The sequence below is a fragment of the Helicobacter sp. T3_23-1059 genome, assembly GCF_053654515.1.
Genome location: NZ_JBSIUV010000002.1, coordinates 93,459 through 119,838, shown reverse-complemented (window position 1 = coordinate 119,838; position 26,380 = coordinate 93,459). Strand labels below are relative to the sequence as shown.

20 protein-coding genes and 1 pseudogene are annotated in these 26,380 nt (G+C 40.8%); 4 read left to right on the top strand and 17 right to left on the bottom strand.

Going from position 1 to position 26,380, the window contains the following annotated elements; genetic code table 11:
• From ACWIX0_RS01245 to dapA, 8 genes and pseudogenes are all read right to left on the bottom strand, one after another.
• Positions 1-650 (bottom strand): annotated as a pseudogene (locus tag ACWIX0_RS01245) (hypothetical protein); the annotation flags it as partial.
• 244 nt (positions 651-894) lie between these two features.
• Entirely contained in the window at positions 895-1,065 is a 171-nt protein-coding gene (locus ACWIX0_RS01240) for a hypothetical protein (RefSeq protein WP_454171238.1), read from the bottom strand.
• Positions 1,066-1,298: 233 nt separating this feature from the next.
• Positions 1,299-2,099: an ABC transporter substrate-binding protein gene (locus ACWIX0_RS01235; protein WP_454171250.1), complete on the bottom strand. Its 801-nt coding sequence runs from the start codon at positions 2,097-2,099 to the stop codon at positions 1,299-1,301.
• A 382-nt stretch (positions 2,100-2,481) separates the two neighbouring features.
• A complete protein-coding gene (locus ACWIX0_RS01230; RefSeq protein WP_454171236.1) occupies positions 2,482-3,261 on the bottom strand; it encodes an ABC transporter ATP-binding protein in 780 nt (259 codons plus the stop codon).
• Positions 3,262-3,339: 78 nt separating this feature from the next.
• Complete coding sequence (locus ACWIX0_RS01225; protein ID WP_454171248.1) at positions 3,340-4,320, bottom strand: FecCD family ABC transporter permease; 981 nt, start codon at positions 4,318-4,320, stop codon at positions 3,340-3,342.
• A gap of 469 nt (positions 4,321-4,789) precedes the next feature.
• The gene (locus ACWIX0_RS01220; protein WP_454171234.1) at positions 4,790-4,933 is read right to left on the bottom strand and encodes a hypothetical protein; all 144 of its coding nucleotides are present in this window, start codon (positions 4,931-4,933) and stop codon (positions 4,790-4,792) included.
• A gap of 204 nt (positions 4,934-5,137) precedes the next feature.
• Entirely contained in the window at positions 5,138-5,908 is a 771-nt protein-coding gene (locus tag ACWIX0_RS01215; protein WP_454171246.1) for an enoyl-ACP reductase, read from the bottom strand.
• A gap of 77 nt (positions 5,909-5,985) precedes the next feature.
• On the bottom strand, positions 5,986-6,867 hold the full coding sequence (gene dapA, locus ACWIX0_RS01210) for a 4-hydroxy-tetrahydrodipicolinate synthase (protein WP_454171233.1): 882 nt from the start codon (positions 6,865-6,867) through the stop codon (positions 5,986-5,988).
• 130 nt (positions 6,868-6,997) lie between these two features.
• Between dapA and ACWIX0_RS01205 the strand changes: the two genes are divergently transcribed.
• A complete protein-coding gene (locus ACWIX0_RS01205; protein WP_454171231.1) occupies positions 6,998-7,174 on the top strand; it encodes a hypothetical protein in 177 nt (58 codons plus the stop codon).
• Here ACWIX0_RS01205 and ACWIX0_RS01200 read toward each other — a convergent pair.
• The 3 genes from ACWIX0_RS01200 to ACWIX0_RS01190 all read right to left on the bottom strand — a co-directional run bounded on the left by ACWIX0_RS01200 (position 7,163) and on the right by ACWIX0_RS01190 (position 10,556).
• On the bottom strand, positions 7,163-7,768 hold the full coding sequence (locus ACWIX0_RS01200; protein WP_454171244.1) for an FAD-dependent oxidoreductase: 606 nt from the start codon (positions 7,766-7,768) through the stop codon (positions 7,163-7,165). The genes ACWIX0_RS01205 and ACWIX0_RS01200 overlap by 12 nt on opposite strands.
• 233 nt (positions 7,769-8,001) lie before the next feature.
• Positions 8,002-8,691, bottom strand: coding sequence for a hypothetical protein (locus tag ACWIX0_RS01195; protein ID WP_454171229.1), 690 nt, complete (start codon positions 8,689-8,691; stop codon positions 8,002-8,004).
• 41 nt (positions 8,692-8,732) lie between these two features.
• Positions 8,733-10,556 (bottom strand): BspA family leucine-rich repeat surface protein, encoded by a 1,824-nt coding sequence (locus ACWIX0_RS01190; RefSeq protein WP_454171227.1) that lies wholly within the window; start codon positions 10,554-10,556, stop codon positions 8,733-8,735.
• A gap of 272 nt (positions 10,557-10,828) precedes the next feature.
• On the opposite strand from ACWIX0_RS01190, the gene ACWIX0_RS01185 reads away from it, so the two are divergent.
• On the top strand, positions 10,829-11,752 hold the full coding sequence (locus tag ACWIX0_RS01185; protein WP_454171225.1) for a class II fructose-bisphosphate aldolase: 924 nt from the start codon (positions 10,829-10,831) through the stop codon (positions 11,750-11,752).
• A gap of 199 nt (positions 11,753-11,951) precedes the next feature.
• On the opposite strand, the gene ACWIX0_RS01180 is transcribed toward ACWIX0_RS01185, so the two are convergent.
• From ACWIX0_RS01180 to ACWIX0_RS01170, 3 genes are all read right to left on the bottom strand, one after another.
• A complete protein-coding gene (locus tag ACWIX0_RS01180; RefSeq protein ID WP_454171223.1) occupies positions 11,952-13,364 on the bottom strand; it encodes an alanine/glycine:cation symporter family protein in 1,413 nt (470 codons plus the stop codon).
• A gap of 167 nt (positions 13,365-13,531) precedes the next feature.
• Positions 13,532-14,818 (bottom strand): hypothetical protein, encoded by a 1,287-nt coding sequence (locus ACWIX0_RS01175; protein WP_454171221.1) that lies wholly within the window; start codon positions 14,816-14,818, stop codon positions 13,532-13,534.
• An 18-nt stretch (positions 14,819-14,836) separates the two neighbouring features.
• The gene (locus ACWIX0_RS01170) at positions 14,837-16,246 is read right to left on the bottom strand and encodes a hypothetical protein (protein WP_454171219.1); all 1,410 of its coding nucleotides are present in this window, start codon (positions 16,244-16,246) and stop codon (positions 14,837-14,839) included.
• Between the two features lie 175 nt (positions 16,247-16,421).
• Between ACWIX0_RS01170 and ACWIX0_RS01165 the strand changes: the two genes are divergently transcribed.
• Both ACWIX0_RS01165 and ACWIX0_RS01160 read left to right on the top strand, forming a co-directional pair.
• Positions 16,422-17,186, top strand: a complete 765-nt coding sequence (locus ACWIX0_RS01165; protein WP_454171218.1) for a 3-methyladenine DNA glycosylase — start codon at positions 16,422-16,424, stop codon at positions 17,184-17,186.
• Positions 17,187-17,206: 20 nt separating this feature from the next.
• Positions 17,207-19,438: a hypothetical protein gene (locus ACWIX0_RS01160; protein ID WP_454171216.1), complete on the top strand. Its 2,232-nt coding sequence runs from the start codon at positions 17,207-17,209 to the stop codon at positions 19,436-19,438.
• 17 nt (positions 19,439-19,455) lie between these two features.
• Here the strand turns inward: ACWIX0_RS01160 and ACWIX0_RS01155 are convergent, their stop codons facing one another.
• Genes ACWIX0_RS01155 through ACWIX0_RS01145 form a run of 3 tightly spaced genes read right to left on the bottom strand, consistent with a single transcriptional unit; the run spans position 19,456 to position 26,367 of the window.
• Positions 19,456-21,942 (bottom strand): hypothetical protein, encoded by a 2,487-nt coding sequence (locus tag ACWIX0_RS01155; RefSeq protein WP_454171214.1) that lies wholly within the window; start codon positions 21,940-21,942, stop codon positions 19,456-19,458.
• 1 nt (position 21,943) lies between these two features.
• A complete protein-coding gene (locus ACWIX0_RS01150; RefSeq protein ID WP_454171213.1) occupies positions 21,944-22,900 on the bottom strand; it encodes a hypothetical protein in 957 nt (318 codons plus the stop codon).
• A 59-nt stretch (positions 22,901-22,959) separates the two neighbouring features.
• Complete coding sequence (locus ACWIX0_RS01145) at positions 22,960-26,367, bottom strand: hypothetical protein (protein WP_454171211.1); 3,408 nt, start codon at positions 26,365-26,367, stop codon at positions 22,960-22,962.
• Positions 26,368-26,380: the final 13 nt, after the last annotated feature.

The following is a 26,380-nucleotide window of genomic DNA, read 5'->3' as shown; positions in this document are numbered from 1 at the left end:
TAATATTTATAAGTCGCACCGACTTTAAAATTCGCAATCGAGCCTTTGTTTCTAAACTGATAAGAAATCGCAACTCTTGGGACTTCTCTTATGACATAATGATCTTGAATTAACGCTATGGTAACGCCTGCGTTGCTATAAGATAGTTGCGTGTCGCGATTGCCCGTGATGACAGAGCCAAAGCCAGTGCTACCTGTATCTTGGTGTAAAAAGTCCGTGTTAAACCCACCTTCTACCGTTGGCGAGTCATTTCGCCCAAAAAGTAGCTTACCACCTTTGCCAAAGTCATACTGCCCAAAGAATTTACGAATCCCGGGCATATATGTAGTCGCACCCGTTGTCATCGATGGCTCTTGTGCGCCCACTTCTAGCTTTAGCATAAATTTATCAAAATGCGTGTCAATGCCGATACGAGAATTTACTTGGATTCCAGCGATATATTGGGTGTTTCTATCTGCTCTGCCTAGCTTTTGGGTAGTGCTACCGCCACCGCCTGTGTAGCCCATAAGCGCGCCATACATATTTACCTTTATGGCTTTTTCCTCGTTGTTGTAGAGGTTGATTTCTGCAAACGCAGAGCTAAAAAGAGAGGCGCAAAGTGCGCAAGAGAGTGAGAGGGTTTTCCCTTTTTTAAGAGACTTGTTTGACATTTCAAACTCCTTGTAAAAAATATGCTTTATCGCATTTGTAAAATCTATCTTTTATGGATTTGACACATACCCGACATACTGCAAATCCCAAAAATAGACTGAAATTGACAAAGCGTTTTTATACTACAAAAAAAAAAAAAAAACGGATTTTCCATTTGGGCAAATTTTGACGATTTTTGTGCAAAAATACAAATGAAATGTTACTTTATGCTACTTTTGCGGGGTTTTATGACGCGATTGGTTGTCATATTGAAGCTTTGTAAGAAACTAAAATATCTCTCTTAATTGTCATATTGAGCGCAAGCGAAATATCTCTGTTTGTGTTCTTTGATTGAGATACTTCGGCTTTTAGCCTCAGTATGACAAAGATAATTTGTCGTTGCGAGAATCTGCGTGTATCTTTGATTCGTAGCAATCTATAAATCTAAACTTCCAAAATAACGCTTTTTTGTGGTTTTATGGTTTTTTGATTGTGGATTGCCACGCGGATTTTGACAAATCCGCTCGCAATGACAAAAACGACATAAATTACCACGAGTAGCACAAGCCACGCTCAAACAAGACAAAAAAGCACAAAATCCCACAAATATGCCTCACTATGATTTTACAGATTTTGCAATATCCAACAAAAATCCTGCCATTAAAATGCTATTTTGTCCCCTGCTCTAGCATAGATTTTAGCTCTTTGATTCCATCGACTATCGTAGGGCTTACGCGTAGCAATCGATGCGCCTTTGGGTAAGTCAAAATCGCGCCATTTTTATAGGCTTTGAGGTTTTTTAGCGCGGGATTTTGGGCGATTAGAGCGGATATATCATTTGCTTGCACACCGAGTATTAGCATATCAGGGTTTGCCTTTAGCAAAAACTCATTTGAGAGTATGGGGCGAGCGACATTTGTAGAAATGGTTTTATTTTCTAGCCCTAGCACGCGCAAAATATCCGCAATCACGGAGTTATCATTAAACGCCATTAAAGGATTGCTGCTATACAAAAATACCGCGCTTTTGCCCTTAAAACTAGCCTCTTTGCGCAAAGATTCTATCTCTTGCTTTGTCTTAAGTATAAGTTCTGCGCCCCTTTGCTCCACGCCTAGCAAGCTAGCGAGTTTTGCGATATTTTCATACATATCTTCTAGCCTATTTGCTTCTAAATACGCGGTTTTTATCCCTAGATTTTCTAGCCTCTCTTGTAGCCCTAGCGAATAAAGGCTTAATATCACAAGATTAGGTTTTAGCGATAAAATCTTTTCTACCGAAGGGTTAGAAAAACTCCCCACGCTTGCTAGCTTAGAGGTTTGCTCTTGTGGGTAGATATGTGAGTGCTGCATTGAAGCGATTGCTTTTATAGACTCACCCTTTCCAAGTAGGTAGATGATTTCGATACTTGCGGGGTCTAGCACGATTAGCCGTTGTTCTTTTTCTGTTAGGGATGGCAGATTTTGGGTAATTTGTGGGCTTTGTGGCGTTTGGCTAGTTTGTGTAGTTTTTTGAGTCTTTTGAGTTTGGCTAGATGATGATTGCAAGCCTTTATCTCCTCCCAAAGCAAACGCTTGCACGCACAAAATCTGCACGCTAAGCAATGCCATTGTCAAAATCTTTATCAAAGCATTACGCCCGCTATTTCTACGCCCGCTAGTTTGGCTAAGATTTTGGGCAAGTTTTTGCCTAACGCGTTGGGATTTTATAAGCATTGATTCTTGCGTATTTGTTGCATTTAGCACATTTAGAGTTTGATTACACATTGTTAGATTCTCCTTTTATGGTTTTTTTGGATTTTAGGATTTTGCAAAGAGATGGATTTGACAAAGTCTCTTTGATAAAAAGGCGATTTTACTTAAGCGATTTTATCGGTAGCACAAAGGGTATCCCATCATCATATACCACCTTGCAAGCTAATCCATAAACCGCCTCTAAAATCGTAGGATTAAAAAGCTCCTTTGGGCTACCTTGCGCATAGATTGCCCCATCTTTTAGCAAAATAAGTCGCGTGCAAAAAAGCGCGGCTAAATGCAAATCGTGTAGCACCGCCACGATAGCAATCCCCCTGCCCAAAAGCCCCTCACATAGCCTTAGTAACTCTAGCGCATAGCTCATATCTAGCGCACTTGTAGGCTCATCTAGCAATAAAATCTTAGGATTTTTTAGCAACGCCCTCCCAAGAAGCACCCGCTGAAACTCCCCACCGCTAAGGCTTAGCACATCTCGCCCCAAAAACTCATAAATATCTAAATCCCTAGCCACGCTCTCTACCTCCGCCCTATCGCCACTACCATAATCACCAAACGCCCCTAGCCCACTATACCTCCCCATAAGCAAAAAATCCCGCACCAATAATGGCGCATTTATGGCGGATTTTTGCGGGACAAAGCCCATAAGAGAAGCTAGGGATTTTATATCATAGTCTCTGATAGGTTTGCCTAGTATGTTTATCTGTCCTTTTTGTGGAGAGAGAAAGCCTAGTATGTTTTTGATAAGCGTGCTTTTGCCAGAGCCATTTGCACCCAAAATCCCCACAAACTCGCCCTCCCTCACGCTAAGGCTAATATCATTTAAAATCATCGATTTTTTGTCATAGCCAAAATGCAAATTTTTTATGCTGATAGATTCCATTTTATTCCTTTTATTTGCCACTTTATGTGCCACATAAACAATCGCTCAAAATCTAGTTGCCAAAAAATCTTAAAACAACTAAAATCGCCTAGATTTTAACGCCAGATACAAAAACACAGGCGCACCAAAAAACGCCGTAATGATTCCTATGGGAATCTCAAACGATTGCACACTCCTAGCGATACTATCACAAAATAGCAAAAATAGCCCACCTAACGCCGTGCAAAGGGGGAGGACAAGGGCGTTGTTATAATCCTTTAGCCCAAGCCGAATAATATGCGGGATAATAAGCCCCACAAAGCCGATAAGCCCACAAAAAGCCACCCCAAAGCTAACCGCCACGCTAGAGGCGATAAGCAGATTTTGTTTTAGTTTGGGTGCATCTACGCCTAGATTTTTTGCCTCCTCATCGCCACTTAGGATTATGTTTAGTCCATTTCGATGGGCATAAAAATACCCTAGCGTGCCTACTAACACCGCGCTTAAAATCCACACTTTATACCACGCGCTTAGTCCCAAATATCCCATAAGCCAAGTAACGATTTTAAAACTTGACTCCCCTATGATATACATAAATAGCGAGCTAAGCGCACCCAAAAACGAGCTAATCGCAATGCCTATGATAAGTAGCATAGTGATATTTGCACGCTTTTGGAGGGCAAATATCACTAGCGAAAATCCCGCACAGCACACAAACCCAACCACACCATAATACACATCATCTAGCCCGATAAAATGCGCTAGCACCGCGCCAAAAGTCGCCGCAGAGGCGATGCCTATGATATATGGATCTGCGATGGGGTTTGCAAAGATACTTTGCGTAACCGCACCAGAAGAGGCGAGCAATGCGCCCACCAAAATCGCCATTAAGATTCTAGGGAGGCGCACCTCCCACAAAATCCTAGAATCGCTTGTAAGCAAACTAGAATCAAATACGCTTGCATTTTCATTGCCATTTGTCGCAAAAAAAGAGTCAAAATCTATCCCCGCTCCTATATCAAATATGCTCGCACAAAGCCTGCCAACCCCCCATACCTCATCACTATCGCCAAGTGTCATAGCCACCACGCCACAAAAAATATAGCCTAGCAATATGCAAAGACTTAGAATATAGACACGAGATTTTGGGGTGGATTTTGTATTAGATTTTGCGTGGATTTGGGGGCTAGATTTTAGGTTGTTTAGCAAATGTATTGTTTTGTCTTTTTGGGCGTTTGATTGTTTGGTGTCGTTAAAATGTTTGGGCTGTTTGGAATGTTTGAAGTTTAGAGATTTTATAGGCATTTTGTCCTCTTATATTATGTATGTTTTGTGTGATTTTGGGCAATGCTTACGCGATAAAAAATCCCAAATTTTCCCAAAAATGCTGTGTTTTTGAGAAAAACAAAAAATGATACAAAATATTATTTATATCTCTCTTATAAACTGCTTAAATTATAAAAATTTTTAGATTTTATGTAAGATTTCGTAACAACTGATAAAAAGCCACAAGAAGTAAAATATGCAAAAAGCAAAAGCAAGTAAAAAACTAATCCATAAACACAAAAATATGACAAGCCTCAAAAAATCCAATAAATGCAAGCAAAAGCACGCCCCCAGCCACAATTTCCAACCTCCCAATCTCATCAATTAGTTTGTTTATTTTTATGGCAATTAAGATTATAGCTGGCATAAAAAATACAATTAAGACAAGCTTAGATAAAGCAAAATGAGTTTTGTCATATTTCGTAGCTACAAAGGCTATGAGTGCAAGTAGTGTTGTTACACAATAATTCTACCAACGCCTAAATTCCGTTTAATTTTTCTTTCTTTTCATCTAATGGTGCGGACAAAATCCAAAATCTAACTAAATCACTAACAAATTCTACACTAGATTTTACTTAAATGTCGTCCCACCATCGATTACGATTGTCTGCCCTGTAAGCCACGCACTTTGTGCATTATCACAGAGGAAATACGCTGCCCCTGCCAAATCTTGAGGCGTTCCCATTCGGTTTAGCGGGGATTGCTCCTCCACTTTTGCCCTCACCTCCGCATAGTCTGGGAATGCCCGCAATGCGTCCGTGTCGATAGGACCTCCGCTGACTGCATTTACGCGGATTCCCCATTCGCCTAGCTCTGCTGCGGCGTATTTCACCATTGTTTCTACGGCGTTTTTAGAGTTGCCATGCCCTGCGTAGTTTGGCATATACACGAGATTTCCTGTGGAGCTTAGTGAGACGATAGCCCCGCCACCGACTTCTTTCATTCGCTTTGCCGCCTCTTGCGCACCCACGACAAACGCTAGCACGGTGGCGGTGTAGATATTATTTAGCCCTCGTGGGCGAAGTCTCATAAACGGACCAAATCCCCCAGCCACGCTTTTGCCATAGATAATCGCATTGGAGATGAAAAAATCCACGCGTGCAAAATCTGCATCAATCTTGCTAAAAAGCTCGACATATTGCTCGGGCTCTAGCACATTTAGCGGGTAAAATCGTGCTTTTATGCCGTATTTTGATTCTACATCTTGGGCGATTTTGCTCGCTTCTTCTTCGTTTTTATTGTAAGTGAACGCCACATTTACGCCATTTTGAGCAAATTTATACAAAATCGCCTTGCCTATGCCTCTTGTCGCTCCGCTTATCACAAGCGTCTTGCCTTTCATTTGAGTATTTGTTTGGCTATTTTTATTTGCCATAGACTCTCCCCCACAACAAGCATTATTTTTATTAGAATCCACATTCATTTGCACACCTCGTATTGTTGTAAAACTTGCTCAATCAAACGCATATTTTCCACGCTAGGAGCGACCAAAGGCAGTCGATACTCTAGCGTTGGGATAAGCCCGCTTAAAAACATTGCCGCTTTGATAGGTATAGGATTGCTTTCACAAAATAATACCGAATTTATATCATAAAGTTCATTATTTATCGCTTTAGATTCCAATATTTTGCCCTCTAATGCGCAGTGAGTAAGATTAGCGATTTTATCGGGCAGTAGATTCCCCGTTACGCTTATCACGCCCTGCCCGCCATTTGCTAGTATGGGGTAGTTTATCGCATCTTCGCCACTAAATATCGCTAGCCCTTGTGCGTGAGTATTTAGCTTTATTATCCTCTCCATTTGCCCGCTTGCTTCTTTGATTGCTACGATATTTTTTATATTGTCAAATAGCCTTATAGCCGTGCTTACTTCGATATTTACACCTGTGCGCGATGGGACATTATACAGCACAAGCGGGATTTCCACTGATTGCGCTACGGCTTTATAATGCTGATAAAGCCCCTCTTGGCTTGGTTTGTTGTAGTAAGGCGACACGCACAAAATCCCATCTGCTCCACATTGTTGGGCAAATCTCGCTAGCTCGATAGCTTCACTTGTAGCATTGCTCCCCGCTCCTGCTAGGACTTTTGTCTTGCTTCCCTTACACACGCTTACTGCCATTTCTATACACTGCTTATGCTCGCTATGGCTTAGCGTGGCAGATTCCCCCGTAGTCCCCACAGGCACGCACGCATCCATTCCACAGCGGATTTGTCTTCTTAGCAAGCTCATAAATGTCGCTTCATCTACCTTGCCGTCTTTAAACGGCGTGATAAGCGCACTCATCGCGCCTTTTATCATCATATCTCCTTAAGATGCTTTTTTGATTTGGTATTATTTGTATGTGATTTAGAATGTAGATTTTAAGTTTGCAAAAGGCATATTGTAGCATATTTTGTAGTTTTATAGGCAGATTAGTTATGGCTAGATTTTGCTAGCGGATTTTTCACAAAACCCAAAATCTAGCAAAAATCTAAACCACAAAAAAGCGCGAAATCTAGCAAAATCTAGTCATTATTTTCGCGTTTTTTGTGCTTTGTTGCCGTGTTTGCGCTTTTTGAGTTTGCTTGTGTTTGATTGTGTTTTGTGCTGTTTGCTACTTCCTTGAAGTAGGCGTATCGTGGTGGTAGGCTACTTCGCCCGCTATATCGCTAAGTATAGCACACGCCGCCTCACTAGCAGAACCCATAGCAGTCGTTACCATAGAAGTAACCCCAGAAGCGATTCCAGCGACATACGCGCCCGCTTTTAGCTCCTGCCTACCGCTCCACTCTAAGCGGACTTTGTTTGGGCGAGGGATAAGGCTATGTGGGCGCACAAATTCTGTAAATCCTGCGATTTCAAACGCGCTAGCCCCTGTGGCAAAAATCACATATTCGCTTGCAATAGGGCTAAATCCCTCTCCGCTTGTGGTAAATTCACCTTTTTGCCCGCTTACCTCCGTAGCTTTGCCCGTGATATAGCGCACCTCAAGCATTGAGGCGATTTGGGATTTTAGCTGTGAGTAAATCTCACTAGCCTTCGCACCTTGCGGAAAAAGAGGGGCGTTATAAATCGCAGCAGCATTTAAGTCAGCCTTGCCCTCATCGATGATGGTTATCTCAAAATCTTTGTCCGCAGATTTTGCACTCGCAAAAATAAGCGCGGAAGTAAGCCCCGCGATAGAGCCACCAATAATGCTAATAGAAGTTTTCTTAGCCATTTTATGTCCTTTATGTTGATTTATTGATTGCGTAGAATCGTTAGATTTTATGGATTTATAAATGCCTTTTATCACGCAAAGCGCGGCAACTAAAAGCCACAATAAAAGCCTAAAAAGCAAAAAATCTTAACCCTGATTCTAGCGCGCAAATTGTAGTATAAAAATGATAATGTGGTGCAAAATTTGAAAATGATATTTTGTGCTAATATTTTTGCGCTACGCTTAGTTTGCAACTACTTAGCGACATTATTTTGATTGCTTTTAAAATGCTTTTTGCCAAGTTGCCACAGATACAAATCCAAATCCCTAAGAGTTGCACTTAGTTTATAATGTCTTTGAAAAGCACACAAAATCTCCATAAACTTCCCATAATCCCTTAAATCGTTTTGGTTAAATGTTTGCTTAAAATCTTGCTTAAAATGCGTTAAAACCTTTGCCACAAAGCTATCATAAATAGCGTATTTTTCGCTATTGTGAAAGGAGCAAAATTTCGTAGCAAAAGAATAAAAAATGATTTCTTTCCCGTTTTTATTTTTTAAGCCACTTTTGGCAATTTCGCTAACCAACTTTTCATCGCCACTTTTTAGCCTCTCATCAATGTGTTTAATGTGGCTAATATGCTCTGCCACCGCAAAAATATTAAAGATATTTGTGCCATAAAGGCTATTTAGCGTAGCGACTTTGATGATAATCTCATCTAAGTTAGTATTGTTATGATAAGCCTTAAATAGCTTCTTTAGCGCGGATTCTTGGGCTAGATAATGCCTCATAGTAAAATCTGTTTGAAACGCCTTAAGATAAGATTCTAGCTCCTCTTGGATTGGTGTTGGGATTTGTATTTTGTTCGTTTTGCTTGTTTTGCTTGTTTGCTGTGTTGAGCTTCTGCCCTGATTTTTGCCCCATTTGTTTTGTTGGTTTTGCATCTTAGCCCCTTATGTTGTTATATACTTAAATCGCCCTATTTTCATATCATACTTTGTATCACAGGCACAGCCGCTAGAATCGCACCAAGCGCGGACAAAACACCGATTATAAACATAGCCCAAGTGAATCTTTTATTTTCCGCTTCTCTTGTTTTATTCTCCCTCTCCCTTATCTCATCACTCACAAGCTGTGCGATTCGCGTAATCGTCTCTTGCAATTCCTTATGCTTATCATTTATCTTATATCGCTTTGAGAGTTTTTCCCAAAATTCCACCAAAGCAGAATTATAAACCAGCACAGGCGTATCTTGGTAAAATTTCAAATCAAAAGCGCAAATCTCTTTATGACATTGCATTAGATTCGCCCCTTTTGTGCTTCGTGCCATTTTGTTAAAATCATACATTTTTGATTCATAAGCCTTTGCAAGTATCAAAGCACCGATGATATTTAGGATTCGATTGCTATTTTGCGTATCTTTGTTTGTGTTGCCATTGTAGATATACATTTCATTGCTATCCTCCAAACTAATATGCAAAGAATTGCTTTGGTAGTGAATCTTGCGCTCCCCAAAATCATAATCTTCATCGTCATCATCAAAAGGCTCTTGCTTTATTGTCAGTGTTCGTTTATCGTGCTTTTTTAGTGCATTTTGCGAGATATTAAGGATATTTTCCTTATCGCCCACTTCTATCACAAAGATATAATCAAAAACTTTATAGCAGATAAAATCCCATTTGCTCTCATCTGCCTTGCAATATCTATCGCCTTGCTTTTTAGATAGATAGATTTCAAAAGATTGTCGAATATTTTTTGGTAGCCAACTATAAAGCTCTTTTCTATCGCATTTTTGCCATTCTTGCGGATTTACAAACGAATCTAGCGCGTTTTTGTAATCTTTGTCAATGAGATTTTTATCATTTTTGACAATTTGATAGATTCTAAATTCCTTTATGTCGGAGGCAAGTTGATAGGCTTGTTTGACCGAATCTATCGCATTTTGGCTTGAATCTTGCAAAGTTTCTTTTTCGATCTCTGCACCACTATCGCTAATTTGCGTGATTTCAAGCTGTAATTTACTACCTTTGATAATATTATCAGTATAGCAATCCGCTGGTATTTGCCAATCTTGCAAAAAGTTTATATCTAGCGACTTCGTATCGGCAAACATTCTTGCCATACTTTTGACTTTCCCTAGCTTTGTCCCCCATTCGCTTAAATCTTGATTAAACGATTCTGCCCCGCTAAAAACCCCCTGCATATCCACTACATTGCTGATATTCCACTTATCTAGCGGTTGGTTAAAGTCCTTAGCGCGCAAAAACATTTTTTGGATTTTTTGCACGCTAGACATATCCCAATCATTCAAAGGCTGATTAAATTTCTCCGCCCCTGCAAACATTTCCCAAGCCCAAATGACATTTGACATATTCCAAGATTGTATGGGTTGGTTAAATTCCACCGCCATAAGAAACATTCTAATCGTATTTGTCGCTTTGGCTGTATCCCATTTATCAAGCGGCTGATTAAAAAATTTTGCGCCATAAAACATTTGCATAAAGTTCGTAGCATTGCTGACATTCCAATCGTTTATATTTTCATTGAAACTCTCTGCCCCCTCAAAGCAGCTCATAAATGTCGTTACCCTGCTCGTATCCCACGAAGAAATCCCGCTAAAATCTACTCTACTAGAGCTTTTAAACAACTCTCTAAAACTTGTAACCTTGCTAGTGTCAATCCCGCCCAACTTCACTTCATCATAGCGCACAAGCTCTTTTATCTGCTGATTATTAGGCACAAACTGCCCTTTGTCATTTCTGTCTATGGTTTTTAGTAGTTTTTGTAGTTTTGGATTTTGAGATTCCATAAGTAGTGTCCTTTGAGATAGTGATTTTGTTTTTTTTAGTTTTGTTTAAGCAAAAAATGTATTTGTATTCTACCCCCCCCCTAACTTAAAATTTACTTAAAAATCATTTTTATAAAATCCACAAAACAAATATAAAAAAGGATTTTTGCGTATTAAAAGATTTTAGCTACACTTAAGGTTTTATTTTGGCTTTGGGCAGTATTTGATAGCAAAATCCTTACAAGATTGCCCAAAATCCATACTCAAACATAAAATCCAAAAAGGAGAATCCAATGCTAGTTACAGGAAATGAAATCCTCCAAAAAGCCCATAAAGAAGGCTATGGCGTGGGCGCGTTTAATTTTGTCAATTTTGAAATGCTAAATGCGATATTCTTAGCCGCTGACAAAGCAAAATCCCCGCTCATTATCCAAGCAAGCGAGGGCGCGATAAAATATCTCGGCATCGATATGGTGGTAAATCTCGCACGCACGATGGCAAGCCGATATAGCCATATCCCTGTGGCACTCCACCTAGACCACGGCACGAGTTTTGAATCGTGCAAAAAGGCCATTGACGCGGGATTTACCTCCGTGATGATTGATGCCTCTCACCACGAGTTTAGTGAAAATCTCGCCCTCACCACGCAGGTTGTAGACTATGCCCATAGCAAAGGCGTGAGTGTAGAAGCCGAGCTAGGGCGACTACAAGGTATCGAGGATAATATTTCAGTTAGCGAAGCAGACGCCGTGCTAGTCAATCCCACAGAAGCAGAAGAATTTGTCGCCAAAAGCAAGGTAGATTTTCTAGCCCCAGCCATTGGCACAAGCCACGGCGCGTTTAAGTTTAAAGGCGAGCCAAAGCTAGATTTTGCCCGCCTCCAAGAAGTCAAAAAGCGCACCAATATCCCGCTAGTCTTGCACGGCGCAAGCGCGATACCAGAGTATGTGCGCGAGTCTTTTCTCTCCACAGGCGGGGATTTAAAAGGCAGCAAAGGCGTGCCATTTGACTTTTTAAAAGAAGCGGTAAAAGGCGGTATCAACAAAGTAAATACCGACACGGATTTGCGCATAGCCTTTATGGCACAAGTGCGAAAAGTGGCAAATGACGACCCTACGCAGTTTGATTTGCGCAAGTTTTTCACGCCCGCTATGGAGGCGATGAGCGCGGTAATCGCCGAGCGAATGGAAGTGCTAGGCTCTGCGGGCAAGATTTAGCAAAATTTATAAAAATCTAGCCAAAAATTTTTAGCAAAGCCAAAATCTTAAGCAATCTTAACAAAACTCAACAACTTAGGAATGGGCAAAGAGAGGGGACAAACAAAATTAACGCCACAAAAAATGGGAGTAAAATCTATATTTTTTTGAAACCTCTCTAAAAATCTCTTTTACGCATTAAGCATTTAAAAGCACTTGTTTATTTCCAGCACTCCGTATTATTGATTCCCACGCTGCGTGCGCTAAATACAGGATTTTTGCCCGCCTTTTTTTGCGCTTCATAATCGCGTAAAACCCGCACAGCGATATTGCTTAGAATCAAAATTACGACAATATTTATGCTCGCCATTAGCCCCATAAAAATATCTGCCAAATCCCACGCCAAAGCCAAATTTAACTGCGCCCCGACAAACACCATCACCACAGCAAAAAACCTAAAGATTTGCAAAGCGACTGTATGCTCTGTGATAAATTTAAAATTTGCCTCCGCATAAAAATAATTCCCAATAAGCGAAGTAAAGGCAAAAAGCACGATTGCCACGCTTACAAAGATAAGCCCAAAATCGCCAAAATGCCCCCTCATCACCGCTTGCATCACTGCCATTCCGCTTAATCCACTTGTATCCACGGTAGAGCAAAGCACCATAAACGCGCTTGCCGAGCAGATGATAATCGTGTCGATAAAAACAGATAGCGTTTGCACCATTCCTTGCTTAGCAGGGTGGCTAGTGTGCGCGCTCGCAGCGGCATTTGGCGCAGAGCCCATACCCGCTTCGTTTGAGTAAAGCCCGCGCTTAATCCCTATGACTATCGCACTCCCTGCAAATCCCCCAAATATCGCGCTAAAATCAAACGCCTCTTTTAGCACGCTAGAGAAAATGAGCGGGATTTTATCCACATTTAGCCCCACAACTACGAGTGCCACAGCAAAGTAGCCAAACGCCATTATCGGCACGAGTATGGAGGAAATGAGCGCGGATTTTTTGTCATCGCCAAAGAAAAAGAAACTCACCAAAATCGCTAAAATTAGCCCGACAAAAATCGTTAGCGGGGAGTTTTCAAACACTTCTTTGCCCACAAAAATCTCAAATGACGAAGTCAGCGTGAAAGCCTGCAGGGCATTAAACCCAAGCGCAAAGCAAAATATGAGCGAAATCGCAAAGATAATGCCAAGTTTTCTAGAATTTAGCGCAGATTCTATGTAGTAGGCAGGACCGCCTTTGTAGCGGTGTGTGCCGACTTTTCGTTTATACACTTGCGCGAGGGTGGATTCTACAAACGCGCTTGCCCCGCCTACAATCGCGCTAACCCACATCCAAAATAGCGCGCCACTTCCCCCGCTAGCGATAGCAACGGATACGCCCACGATATTACCTATGCCCACGCGTGAAGCAGTCGAAATCATCAGCGCACCAAATGGCGAAATATGCTCTTTCTCGCTCCTCTCTTTTAGCACGGCAAACACATCGCGCAAAAATCGCAACTGAATAAAACGCGTGCGAATGGTAAGATACGCCCCACAAAGTAGTAACGCAAACACGAGCCAATAAGTGTATAAAAACCCGCTAAAACTGCTTACAAAATCCATAAACAAATCGCTAATATGCTCCATAATGTAGCCTCCTTAATAAATAAAATAGCCACCCCAAAAACACCACAAAAAGCGTAAAAAGCACGCAAAAACAGCGTTTTTTCAAATCCAAAAATACTATGATAGCCCATTTTATGCTCTTATTATCCATTACTTTTAGGCAAATCAACTCATTGCGACATTGCATATCATAAATCTAGCCATTCTATATCGCTTGTGTGGATTTTGATGCTATGGGTGCGATAGGTGGCGTAGATATTAGCGACTTCAGGGGTGAAATTATCCTGCCTTGCATAATTTGTGCCATTTGAAATATGCGTAAAAAGCGGGGGAAGCACCTTTAAGACTGCCCTAGAATCTAGCCTCGCAAAAATCAATGCCAAAGTAGCCTCCCTCTCTTGCAGCGGATAGACAAGTCGCAACACTTCAGGGGTAAATTTATTGTCCTTAAGCACGGCAAAAACACGAGATAGCTCGCTAGGGTGGTAGCAAAATATAAGCCCGCCTCTTTGGGCTAAAATCCGCCTTGCTTGAGGTATCCACTGCTCTAGGGGCATAGAAGTGGCGTAGCGGGATTCTACTAAATGTGGGTTGCTAGAGCGGAGCGCACCATCGGGGTAAAATGGGGGATTGCTAATGCAAAAATCTGCTTTTTTTGTGGCATTTGTGAAATTTGTTGTGGCATTTTTTACGCTACTTGTGAGATTTGCGGTGTTTGATAGATTTTTTGTGTGGATTTTGGAGGTTTTTTGCGGTTTTTCAATATGGTGGTTTTTAGATAGATTTTGGGATAAAATCTCTAACAAACTAGAATCTAAAAAATCAATATGATACACACGAGCCAAAGGGGGTTTATCAGCATTTTTTAGGCAAAAAGTCGGATTTTGGGATTTTGCGTATGCTTCAAATGATTGTTCAAAATCTGTTTTAAAATGCTTTTCAAAAGAGGCTTCAAAAGTTGTTTTAAATGGGGCTTTAAGCCCACTTTCAAACTTACTTTCAATCTTGCCCTCACATTTCCCCTCAAACTCACTTCCACACTTTCCAACTAGATTTTGCGCAAAATCCTGTGCCAAACCTAACGCAAAATCTTGTCTAAAATCCTTTCCTAAATTTTTAAGCGGTTTTTGTGCATTGTGTTGCGCTAAATACGAGCTATGTTCTCGCAAACAATCGCCATTTGTCCTAGCATTGATATACGCAAGCGTCGCCATATATTTATTGATTTCTATGAGATGGGAGCGCACGCCAAAATGTTTTGCGCAAAGTAGCCCGATGATGCCACAGCCCGCGCCAATATCCACTAGATTTATCATTTTTGATTTTTGCTTCTTGTGGAGGGGGTGAGTGCTAGGCAGGGTATGAGGGGCTAAAAACCCCCTTGCAAAATCAATCAGCAACAAACTATCGCTATTATACAAATAGCCATCGCGTGGCTGATATAGTCTCAAAAAATTTGTTTGGTGTTTGCCCATTTTTGCCTACCAAATGCCTTAGAGATTTATAGGCTTTAGCCACAAAAGCAAATCTTGCATCTTATGTGGATTTTTGGCTAGACTCTCAAAATCTTGCCTAGAATCTATTTTTGAAGTTTTTGGATTTTGCTTGCCTATTTTTTGGGGTTTATGGCTAGATTTTGGTATAAAAAGTTTGCTTGATATATTTGATAGATTTTGCAAACTATCATCTAGCATATCGCTATGCAAAATCCTAAAATGACACAAGATTTTTGTCAAATCACCCTGCATTTTTTTGGTATGTTTGATATGGTTAGATTCTTGCTCTAAATGCGAAAAATCGCCTAGCCACACGCTAGGAGAAATATGCAAAAGTAGCATATCGATTTTTTCTCTCAATGCCCATAACAGCGAAAATCCCCCCTCAACTACATTAAACCCGCTAGATAGACTTAGCGCATTTGGCGAAGTCTTTATAGCCACGCTACGATTTGGCAGGCTAAAAAGCGGGATTGTGTTTGAATGCCTTAGCAAAGACTCTTTATTGCGCGTTAAAATCTCTATATTTGGCAATCTTTGTAAATGTGGCATTTGTGGCGCAAATCGTTGTGTGGATTGTTGGGCTTGTGGCATATCTTGCCTAAGAGAATCTAGCGTTTCAAAATCATTTTGTCTAAAATCTAGCGCGTAAAAACTATCCGCATAGCGCGTATCAAGACGAGGTTTATCATTTATAGCGGTGCGTCCTGAAATGATTAGATTTTGTGCTATGCAGCGCTGATTATGCGTGAAATTACGCGAGGCAACGCCTGAAATTTGCCCATCTTTATACTCGCCATCTAGTCGCAATGCTAATTTAAAAAGATTAAACCTCCCCCGCTCTTTTAAGCACAAAAATGGATAAAGCAAATCCAACATTTGCGCATAAATATCATCGTGGCAAAAATCCATCTGCGACAAACTCGCTTGCGATAAAAATTCCACTTCCACTCCTGCTTGTTGTAGCTTTTTTGCACCATTGCTAGATTCACCCCATTTATCGCAAAATCCTATGATAACTTTTGCAGGTTTTAGCGTAGCGATAAGCTCCGCACAAGGCGGGGTTTTGCCATAATGATTGCAAGGCTCAAGGCTAATTAGCAAGATTTTATCCCTAAAAAGTCCGTTATGATTTTTTGCCAAAAAGTTATGTATTTCTTGTGAATCGCTCCATTTATCTAGCCCGCTTTTTTTCCCGCTTAGCACCTCATAGCCATATAGCAATGCTAGCACTTCTGCGTGTGCCTTGCCTGCTTTTAGGTGGATTGCACTAGAGATGATTTCATAGCTATGATTTAGCAATATCGCGCCTACGGGGGGGTTTGGCAGTGTGAGTGTCTGCGCACTCCACGCCAAATCTATGCAATGCCGCATAAAAAGAATGTCCCTACTCGTGTGAAAAAACATATTTTGCCTTAATGTTTGTGTTAGTTTTGTGCTTAGCAAAGCAAAAAGTATAAACGCGCATTATAGCGTATTTGGGGATTTTAAATATGCTATAATCGTGCGCAAAATATTCATATATAATCACACTCATCAAAATAAGCAAAATCTTAAAAACACATTTTAAAGAGAAAATACAATGAATAACACAATACATATCAGCGACATTGATAGCCTATGGCTACTAGAGCGACTAAAAAGGCTAGATTTATTACGCGGATTTAGCGCGTGGTGGTGGGAGGGCGCACCTAGCTTTGAAGTGGTTTGCGGGGCATTGCTCGTGCAAAATAGCAGGTGGGAGGGTGTGCAAGCCTCGATAAAAAACCTAAAAAACGCCCACATTTTAAGCAACAACAATGACGAAGAGAGCCTATACAATCTCTCAAAATGCGCTAGCATAGAATCCCACATAACCCCAAGCGGACTTTTTAGACAAAAATCCGCCCGACTTATCGCCCTAGCAAAATCTATCATCACAGATTTTGGCAATTTTAGCGCGTTTAGAAGCGAGGTAAGCAAAGAGTGGCTACTCTCCCAAAAAGGCATAGGCAAAGAAAGTGCCGATAGTATCCTAAACTACGCGTGTGGGCGCGAAATAATGGTGGTAGATAGATACAGCTACAAGCTACTATGTGCGCTAGGCATAGAGATAGAAGACTATGAGGAATTGCAAGGGTGGTTTATGGATTTGGATTTGGGTGGTGCATTTGGGCTATATGAGGGATTTTATGAGGATTTTGATGGCATTTGTGGCATAGATAGTGGCGTGGGCAGTGGCACAAGTAGCAATAAAAAGGGGGCAAATCCTCAAATCAGCCTAGCCCAAATCTACGCTCGCTATCACGGCAAAATTGTAGAGTTTTCTAAGCGAAAAATGGATATAAACACGCTAATTGCGCAATAGATTTTACAAAAAGTGGCAAAATGAAAAATAGCAATACACAACAAATATTTTCAAACAAGACTTTTTCAAACAATCTACCAAATACTTTGTCAAATACTTTGCCACAATCCAAAATCAAATCTAACCCAAAATCTAAACAACCTAAAATCAAAAAATCTAGCAAATCCCGCGCTATGCTTACTCCATTGCAGATTTTTGAAAAACTTTGTGAGATTCCTCATCGCTCATACCACACACAGAAAATGTTTAACTATCTTTGCACTTTTTGTAAAAATCTAGGGCTAGAAGTCCGCACTGATAGGGCTAAAAATATCTATGTTTGTAAAAAACCTAAAAAATCTAGCCCAAAAGGACGCTTGCCAAAAAACCACCTTGTCAAAAACGATTTTCCCAAAATCTGCTTGCAAGCACATTATGATATGGTAGGCGTTGGCAAGGCACAAAGTGGAGAGGGCATAGAGCCTTATGTAGATAAGCAGTTTTTGCGTGCTAAAGATTCCTCGCTTGGCGCAGATAATGGTGCGGGGCTAGCTAGCATTTTGTGGCTTTTTATGCAGGAAAAATACGCGCCGCATATCGAAGCGATTTTCACAAATGATGAGGAAGTGGGGCTATGTGGAGCAAATGAGCTAGAATTGCCCATAAAATCGCGCTTTTTGCTAAATGTGGATAGTGAATTTTTTGGCGAGATTATCACGGGCTGTGCGGGGGGATTTGATGTGGAGTTTGATTTTAGTGTGTTTGAGATTCAAAAAACAAGCGGGGCAGGGCAAAATCTACTTTTCTACCCCTATGAAATAGAATCATTTGGCTTTGAGGGCGGGCATAGCGGGGTAGATATTCATAGAAATATTCGCTCTAGCATAGTGGAGTTTGCGCGTCTGCTACAAACCCTATGCGAGATAGAGAGGGCTACTTCTAGCTTTTTTTGCGAAATATATAGCCTAAATGCAGGCGAGAAGTCAAACTCCATACCTGTGGGACTAAGCGCATTTATGGGCTTTAGCAGCGATATAGACGCGCTACAAAACACACTAAAAAACGCGGGGCTATGTGTGAAAAAAGAGAATCTACACACTCTGCGCATAGGACTACTACCAAACGATATGACAAAATCTAAACAAAATCTAAAAACGGGGTTTTTGATAAAGTATCATCGTAATATAGGGGATTATCAACAGATTTTAAAGCAAAAACCTCAAAAATGTTATGATAAAAAATTGCTATCAACACTGATTTTAAAGCTACGACACGGAGTGTGGGAAAGGGGAGAAAATGCGGAAGTAATAAGCTCGCTAAATATTGCAATGATAAAGGGCGATTTATCTTTTGAGACGCAAGCAAAACAGATTTTGGATTTTTTGGATTGCACAAAGTCCGCTAACATTTCAAAAAATTTACACAGCCACACCACACCAAACGAGTTGCAAGCAAAGCAAAGCAAAAATACTAGAATCGTGGGGGAAAGTGGCATAGATTTTAGTCAAAACAATAATCCCCCCTCCCTTGCGGAGGGGGTTAGGGGGAGGGTAGAAACTCCATTAGAATACCCATTAGAATCTAGCCTAGAATCTAGCACAAAAACCAACGCCAAATCGTCATTGCAAGACTTGCCAACGGCAAATCGTGGCAATCCAAAACCTTGTCATATTGAGCGAAGCGAAATATCTAAACAAAAACTGCAAGGGGATATTTTTGCTTTTTCAAAGCCTCAATATGACAAAAAAAACATTGACAAAACAACAAATTGCCACGCAAATGCGTCCCCATTTGCTCGCAATGACGGCATAAACCCCCCAGCCCTTCATTTCACGCTAAAAGCACGGGCAAATACCAACCCCCTACTAGAAAAAATCAAAAATCAAACCACACAAACCATAACAAACTTGCTAGCAAATCCACGCCACACAGCTAGCCCAAATATCAGCAACGAATATAGCGCGTGGGCAAACGCTAGCGAGCATAAAACAAATAAAATAGCGCGTATTCACCCCATTTTGCAAATGATTATCGATGCGTATAAATGGCGACATTGCGCGGTGGGAAGTATCCACGCAGGGCTAGAATGCGGTATTTTGCAAGAGCGTTTTAGCAAAATGGGGTTAAAACATATCACTATGGCGTCCATAGGACCTACGATTTTATCCCCACATTCTCTGCAAGAGAGGCTTGATATTGATAGTTTTTATGAGTTTGTAGAAGTGCTAGAATCCCTGATAGCAAACATCTGTGCTAGTGAAATAAACAACTAAAACAAAATCTAAATACCCTACAAATCAACCCTATTTCTCCGCACATACACTACCTCATCATTACTTAGCACAAACGCACCATAAGGCAAAATCACTAAAATCTTTTGCTTAAACACATTAGAATCTTTGCTAGCTTTTTTGCCTTGCTTTTGCAAAGTCGCGCCCTCTACCATACTTATGAAATTTTCATAATCCCCCAAAAACACAAAATCCACCGCTATTTTTTGCGGATAATACCCCTTGCCCCTGTCATACTCCACGCGCTTATCGCCACGCTTTATATCTAGCTTTTCTAACGCCCCCGCATCACTATCCCACGATTTTGCCATTTTTATCGCCTCTTTTAGCGAGGCTACGCGCTTAGCATTGCCCACAGCATTTTGCCCTAACTTCAAAATCCACTCGCCACTAGAAATTTCAAGCCTTTTTGGCGTTGCCACTTCTGCCATTATCTCGCCCGCCTTTGCATAATCAGGGCTAGAAGCAATGTCATATTTCTCGCAAGGCAAAAGCGCGGATTTACTTATGCGCACATTGCGAGTGATTACCTCGCCTTGCTTATTGCGGATATTTACTATGAAATAATCCCCCCTGCCCGTATTATTTAGCCCTAAAATCTTTTCTATGGACATATTCTCGCTTCTAAACTTCACTTTATCCAAAAAACCAAAAACCTGCCATTTTTCATCATACATTGGCACAAATGCGTGTTTTGCTAGCTCCTCCCCGATGCAAAGCAACTCTTCTTTGTTGGAGTTTTGCAAATCTTTATTTGTCGATTCTGCTAAATCCTCTTGCTTTTTAGATTCACTCACAAATCTAAACTCCACCGCGCTATATGTATCACTTGCCTTATGCAGTGTCGTAATCGGCAAATCCCCCTTTTTCAAATCCACCTCTAGCGCAATCTCTAACTCCCGCTCCCCTCTACTTTTTGCCATTTCTAAGGCTTGTTTAGTCATCTTTTTATCCAAATGCAAGCTAAGCGCACCGCTAATGGGTAGCTGATAATAGCTCACATATCCGCTCAAATCGCGGGTAATTTTCTCGCTAGGCTTTATAGAATCCCCCGCCCTATCATCGATATATGGTTTTCTAGCATACTCCACGCGTTGCGCCTCAAAATCCACTACGGCTTTGACTTGCGCAGGATATTCCACTTTGACTACTTCTCGTAGCTCATTTAGCGAAATCTGTCGAGGCATATTCTCACGCGGGATAAAGCTATAAGCCTTTTTTACCTCCTGCACTCTATACTCAAATGGGAGTAAGCAAATATCACAACGCGTATCCCAATAAAACTCCAAAATCTCATCTGCCAACTCCTTGCTTCCTAAATCAATATAGCCCCAAAAATACACGCTATCCCCGCGAATCACAAGCACTTGCGCGATTTTTTCAAACTTTGCAGAGCCAAGCCCTAGCACAAAAACTTTATCAAGCAATGGCGCACTTAAACTCACCCCCTGTTTTGCTAATGCCTCCCTGCCCAAAGTCGCGCGTTTGGCGTTATGATAAATGCTATCTAAAATAATATCTTTTGGATTAGATTTTTCGCTTTTATCCGCATTATTCGCGCTACCCGCTTTTGTGTCATTTTTGCCCGCACTAGCATTAAGCCTAGATTTTAGCACCGCTTCAGGCGTAGCAAAAAGTGTGATATTGCGAGCAAAGCGCAAACCAAGATACGCGCTAGGGAGCAAAATAGGGGAAAAATTTTGTGGGTTTGTGCTATAAGAATTTATCACAGAGCGCGTATTTACTAGCATAGATTCTTTTGCCAAAAATCCGCCATAGCCAATTTTTTGCGCCTCTTTTGAATATTCAGAGTCTTTGCTATCCTCGTAGGACTCAAACGCGCTTAAAGGCAGAGACACTATTTTTGTCTCATTATCGCTCTTTGCTTCTCGCCACCCCGCATAACCAAAGATTTTATAGATAATCCCTAGCGTGCGCGAAGTCGCGCCATTATTTTGCTTTTGGCTAGATTTTGCGTCATTTTCTAGCGTGCCATTTTTTAGTTTGCCATTGTTTAGTAGCTCAATCGCGGCAAACTCATTTCTATCAGCGAGATTAAATCGCCCTGTGGCATTCATCATACAGGGCTTATCATCACATTTAGTCTTTGTATCAATGATATTTAGCACTTGATTTGGCAAAAGGGCGCGTTTATCTCTGTCATTATACTTATCCGCGATAGTGTCATTTGCAAGAAAATATGATTGCTTTATCCGATCGCACACCTCTTCGCCCATATACAGCAGTGGTGCGTCCTTTGGGATTCCCATTTCGCGCAATTCTTCTTCGCTAATATTTGGCGTATCCACGCGACAATTTATTGATTCGCTTTCCCCACCATAGAAAATAAATCCATCTACAAAAATACTCTTTTTAGAATCAAGTGCCTTTGGTAGCGTTGCGGAAAATAGCGCGTTTGGTGCAAATGCGCACACAAACGATACGCTAAACACAATGTGGACAAAGTCTAAAATCCATTTACGCATTTTATTTTTTGTCCCGTGATTTTAGCTCATCTAAATGCCTTTTATGCAATGTTGTTGGCGGAGTGAAAAACACAGGTTTATCAGCATATTGCGGGTCTAGGCGCATTAACGGGTGGCTAGGCAAAATCTTTTTAATCGCGCTTTTTGGCACAAAAGCATTGATAGGCTCTCCATAGCATACACCATCGCCGTGCGTTGCCCTCCACCCCTCACTGCACTCATCACGCACGCCTTGTAAGTAGTCATAGCTCTCCTCCACACTCTCAAAATCCTTTAGCCTCATAAAGTGAGGAAAGATAATCACTTGATAAAATTCGCCTGTTTGCGCGATAGGGAAAACAATGTCTTTTTTGCTCTCAATCTCCCACGCCACAGCAGAATCTAGATTTGGAAGCGCGTAGGCTTTGAAATTTTTAATATGTGGGGTGTAGGGAAACACACAGCCAAAGCCTTTGGGCGTATAGCAGAGGCTTTTACTCTCTTTGTCAGTGATAACCCCGCTTTCCTCTGCCCACAGAGCATATATATAAAATGGCACATTTGTATCCACCAAATCCCCCGCCCAATTTATGCCATATACACCTTGTGTGCTATCCCACTCACGCAATTTTTTATCCAAAAAGCTCGTATAATACCCAACGCCAATAGCACTCGCAAGGGCAAAATCTGCGTAATTTTCATCTTTTTTGCTTAAACTCGGCTTCACACCTCGAAAACTTTTATTATGCCCAATATAGTAAAACCCGACATATAGCCCATCTTTGCGTGGATCTTCGCTTATAGGGCGATATGGGGCAAACTCTGCGTTTTCAACACTTTCCACGCTTTGTGTGTAGCTTGCTACGGGACAAAATGCAAAAATAACCGCTAGGCTTAATGCCTTTAGATTGTTGTAGATTTTGTTTTGCAAATATGAGGTTGATTGCATAAATTGCGTTGATTGTGAGGATGATTTCATCATTGCTCCTTATCTAAGATTTTATAGCAAAACTATAAGAGAAAAATTTTAACAAAGAATCAGGAATGAGAATCTAAAAAATCCATAAAATACCTAACCCCTAGTCGCTCTTTTATGGCATTGCCCATTTCAAAAATAAGGCTTTGAGTGCGCAAAGCATTTTTGAAGTTTTTATCTTTTTTCTTAGTAGAATCTATCAGTTTTAAGGCTTTTTGTAGGTATTCCTCTTTACAAAAAGCTCGATTTTGACTAAAGCATAAAACTATGTTTTTGTAGCTTGCAAAATCCATTTTTTTGGTTGTGATTTTTGCTTGTTGGGCGTGGTAAGTTATTGTTTTGTCAATGTTTTTTTTGTCATATTGAGGCTTTGAAAAAGCCGAAATATCTCCTTGTATTTTTTGTTTAGATATTTCGCTTCGCTCAATATGACAAGATGATAGATTGCCACGCGGATTTTGCAAATCCGTTTCCAATGACGATTCCGCGTTGGTTTTTGTGCTAGATTCTAAGGTGGATTCTACCCTCCCCCTAACCCCCTCCGCAAGGGAGGGGGGATTTTTTTTGTCATTGCTAACAAATGCCTCCACATTTGCGTGGCAAGTTATTTTGTTTTTATTGCAGGGTGGATTGCTACGCTCGCTATCGCTCGCTTCCAATGACGATTCCGCCATATTAGAATCTTTGTCGCCATTTTCCCCCACAATTCTAGTATTTGCGGTGGTGCTTGTGGAGTTTTTGGCAGTTTGACACGAGGTTAGCGCACTGCTCGTGCGTGCCTCGTGGCAAACTGCCAAATCTATGCAATGATTACCCAAAGATAAATTGCCCCAGCCCAAAGACAAATTGCTAAAATTCTCATCACACAAAATCTCATCAACTACGCCACTTAGCATATCCAACTCCCCCTCCAACCTACTCAAAAACTCCCCCTCACTCCCCTCAAAATACCTAAGCGCAATCCCCCTGCCCTTTGCCACATATTCGATTCTGCTCTCCCCCTGCTCCATAGGAAAGCTATCTAGCCACACATCGATGATATGCCCATACACCGCGCTATCTATCTGCCCCGTGAAGCAAAAACGATGCAACACGCTAGGATTTATCTGCAAAATCTTATCTTTTATATGCTCCTCATTTCCCACGCCACACGCCACAAACACACATTCTTTGCGCCTATGCAATATCTCACAAATCACTTCCAAATATGCCATAGAATCAATCTTAGTAAGCCTCCCCATAACGCCCAAAATAACTTTATCTTGCAAGATTTTATGGGCAAAATCCGCTTCTAACTCCGCGCTTATGTTTGGGCTAGTTTTCGTGTCAAATTGCAAAATGTGGCGCGTGCCAAAATGAGTGCCAAACTGCGTTATGGATTGTGTGCTAGATTGCATAGCAGATTGCGTAAGAGACTTTTTGGTAGCCTGTTTAGCAGGTTCTTTGCTAGACTTTGCATTAGATTCTTTAGCCATATTTTGTGCTAACAAATGCGCGATATTTTGCCTAGCCTGTGCGATTTCCTCTTCTAAAACAGGCGGATTATAAAATCCATTATCCATTTTCACAGGAATCCCGCCAAACTCCACTCCCTCGTGTGTGATTTTTGCCAAATCATTGCAAATATGCGTAAGCCTCCCATCAATCCCCACAATATCATAGACAAAATTGCCGTGCGTCCAAAAAACCTGCATAGGCGCACACCGCACGCTAAGCAAAAAATCGCTAATCCCATAGCCATTATTTGGGCTTATTAGCACCGCTACTTTGTCGCTTAGCATTAGTTCGCGCAGGGCAAATGCTTTTTGCAAATGTGAATTATAAAAATTTGCCCTATTGTAAGCTAGCCCAATATCGATGATTTCTACGCCTAGTCTGGCAAAAAACTGCATTATTCGCGGGTCATTTTCGCTTTTTTCTATGAGGCTCATACAATAGATTTTTATGCTGTATTTTTCCCTAAATTGCGCAAAATCCATAAGATTTTTGATAAGGCTATATTCGACTTTGAAAGGGGAATTTTCTACAAATCTATCGCGCAAAAAGCCGATGACTTTTTTGCTAGATTTTGGGGTGGTTTTTGTGGTAGATTTTGTGGATTTTAGGCTAGATTTGGGACTAGATTTTGCAAAATCTATTTTGCTACTTTTTACTAAAAATTTTGCTCCAAACTCCCTATAAAGAGAAGTAGATTTTTCTAAAACTTCGGTATTAAATCCCCTCCATTGCTCTTGAGAGATAAAGCTATTTCCACAAAAATGATACATAAACAACTGCAAATAAAGCACCTCATCAATCGCCTGATATAATGGCTGTAAATTTGGCTCTTGCAAATATGCTCGCGTGTCGCCCTGCTCTATGCTATGTCTTGCATCGTGTGGCAAGTCGTTTTTATTAGATTCTATAAAATCCATAATCTCCCTAGATTTTGCTATCCTCTCATAAAAAATCTTTTTCCACAAAGGATAGAGATTTAACCATTCTTTTATGTTAAACCACTGCGCGACATTCCAAAAAATATGCAGTTGCCAATTACACACATTGCGCCGTTTTAGCGCGTTATCAGCGTTTTCAAACGCCAAAAAAATAGCCTCCTCTAGCAAAGAAAAATCTAGCTCAAAAAGCCTATATGCCTCATAGATAAAAGGCTGGATTTTTTGTGCGGGAGCGCACTGCATATCGCTAAGCGATACAAACGCGCTAAAAAACACAAACGCGTTTTTTATCTCACATAAATTTTTAGCATTGCGTTTTGACGCATTGTTTTGGGAGGCATTTTTTTGCGTTTTTTGCCTGTTTTTTTGACTAGGGGCAGTATGGATAGCACCTTTTTGTATTTTTGAAGTTTTTATAGCATTTTTGTTAGATTTTGCCCTGTATTGCTCACTAGGAAAAGCAAAAACCCTGCTAATGCTACCAAGCTCGACTAGCATTAGCCACTCTTCTTGACTGATAGTTTGACTAGCATTTGGAGAATCTAGCGTGTTTGTAGTATGTGATACTAGCATTTTATCAGCCAAATTTACAAAGCCCAAAAATCTCTCATCATCATAAAAATGCCTAAAAAAATCCCACGAAGCAATATCATCAAAATCTGCGCTATTTGCACCAAAATCCACAAAATCTCTACGAAAAATCTCTACGAAAAAATGTGGCGTGATAAAGTTAATATACAAAAATGAACAATCAAGTATATCTCCACTCTCTAAAATCCCATAGATTTTCTCTCTAAACGCACAAAAAATCTCCCCAAAAAGCCCAAATATCCTCTCTAAATCCGCCCTATTTCGTGTCTTTGTCGCACAATCTGCATTTTGGATTTTCTTAGAAGCATTTTTTTTAGCACTGATAGCACGGACAAGGCTAAATAGCGCGTTTTTTAGCTGTCCTTTGTCTTGACTAGATTTCACACATTCTAGCACGCTAGACAAAAACGCCTCATCGATTTGATTTTGATGAGAAAAAATCATTGTTACTCTTTAG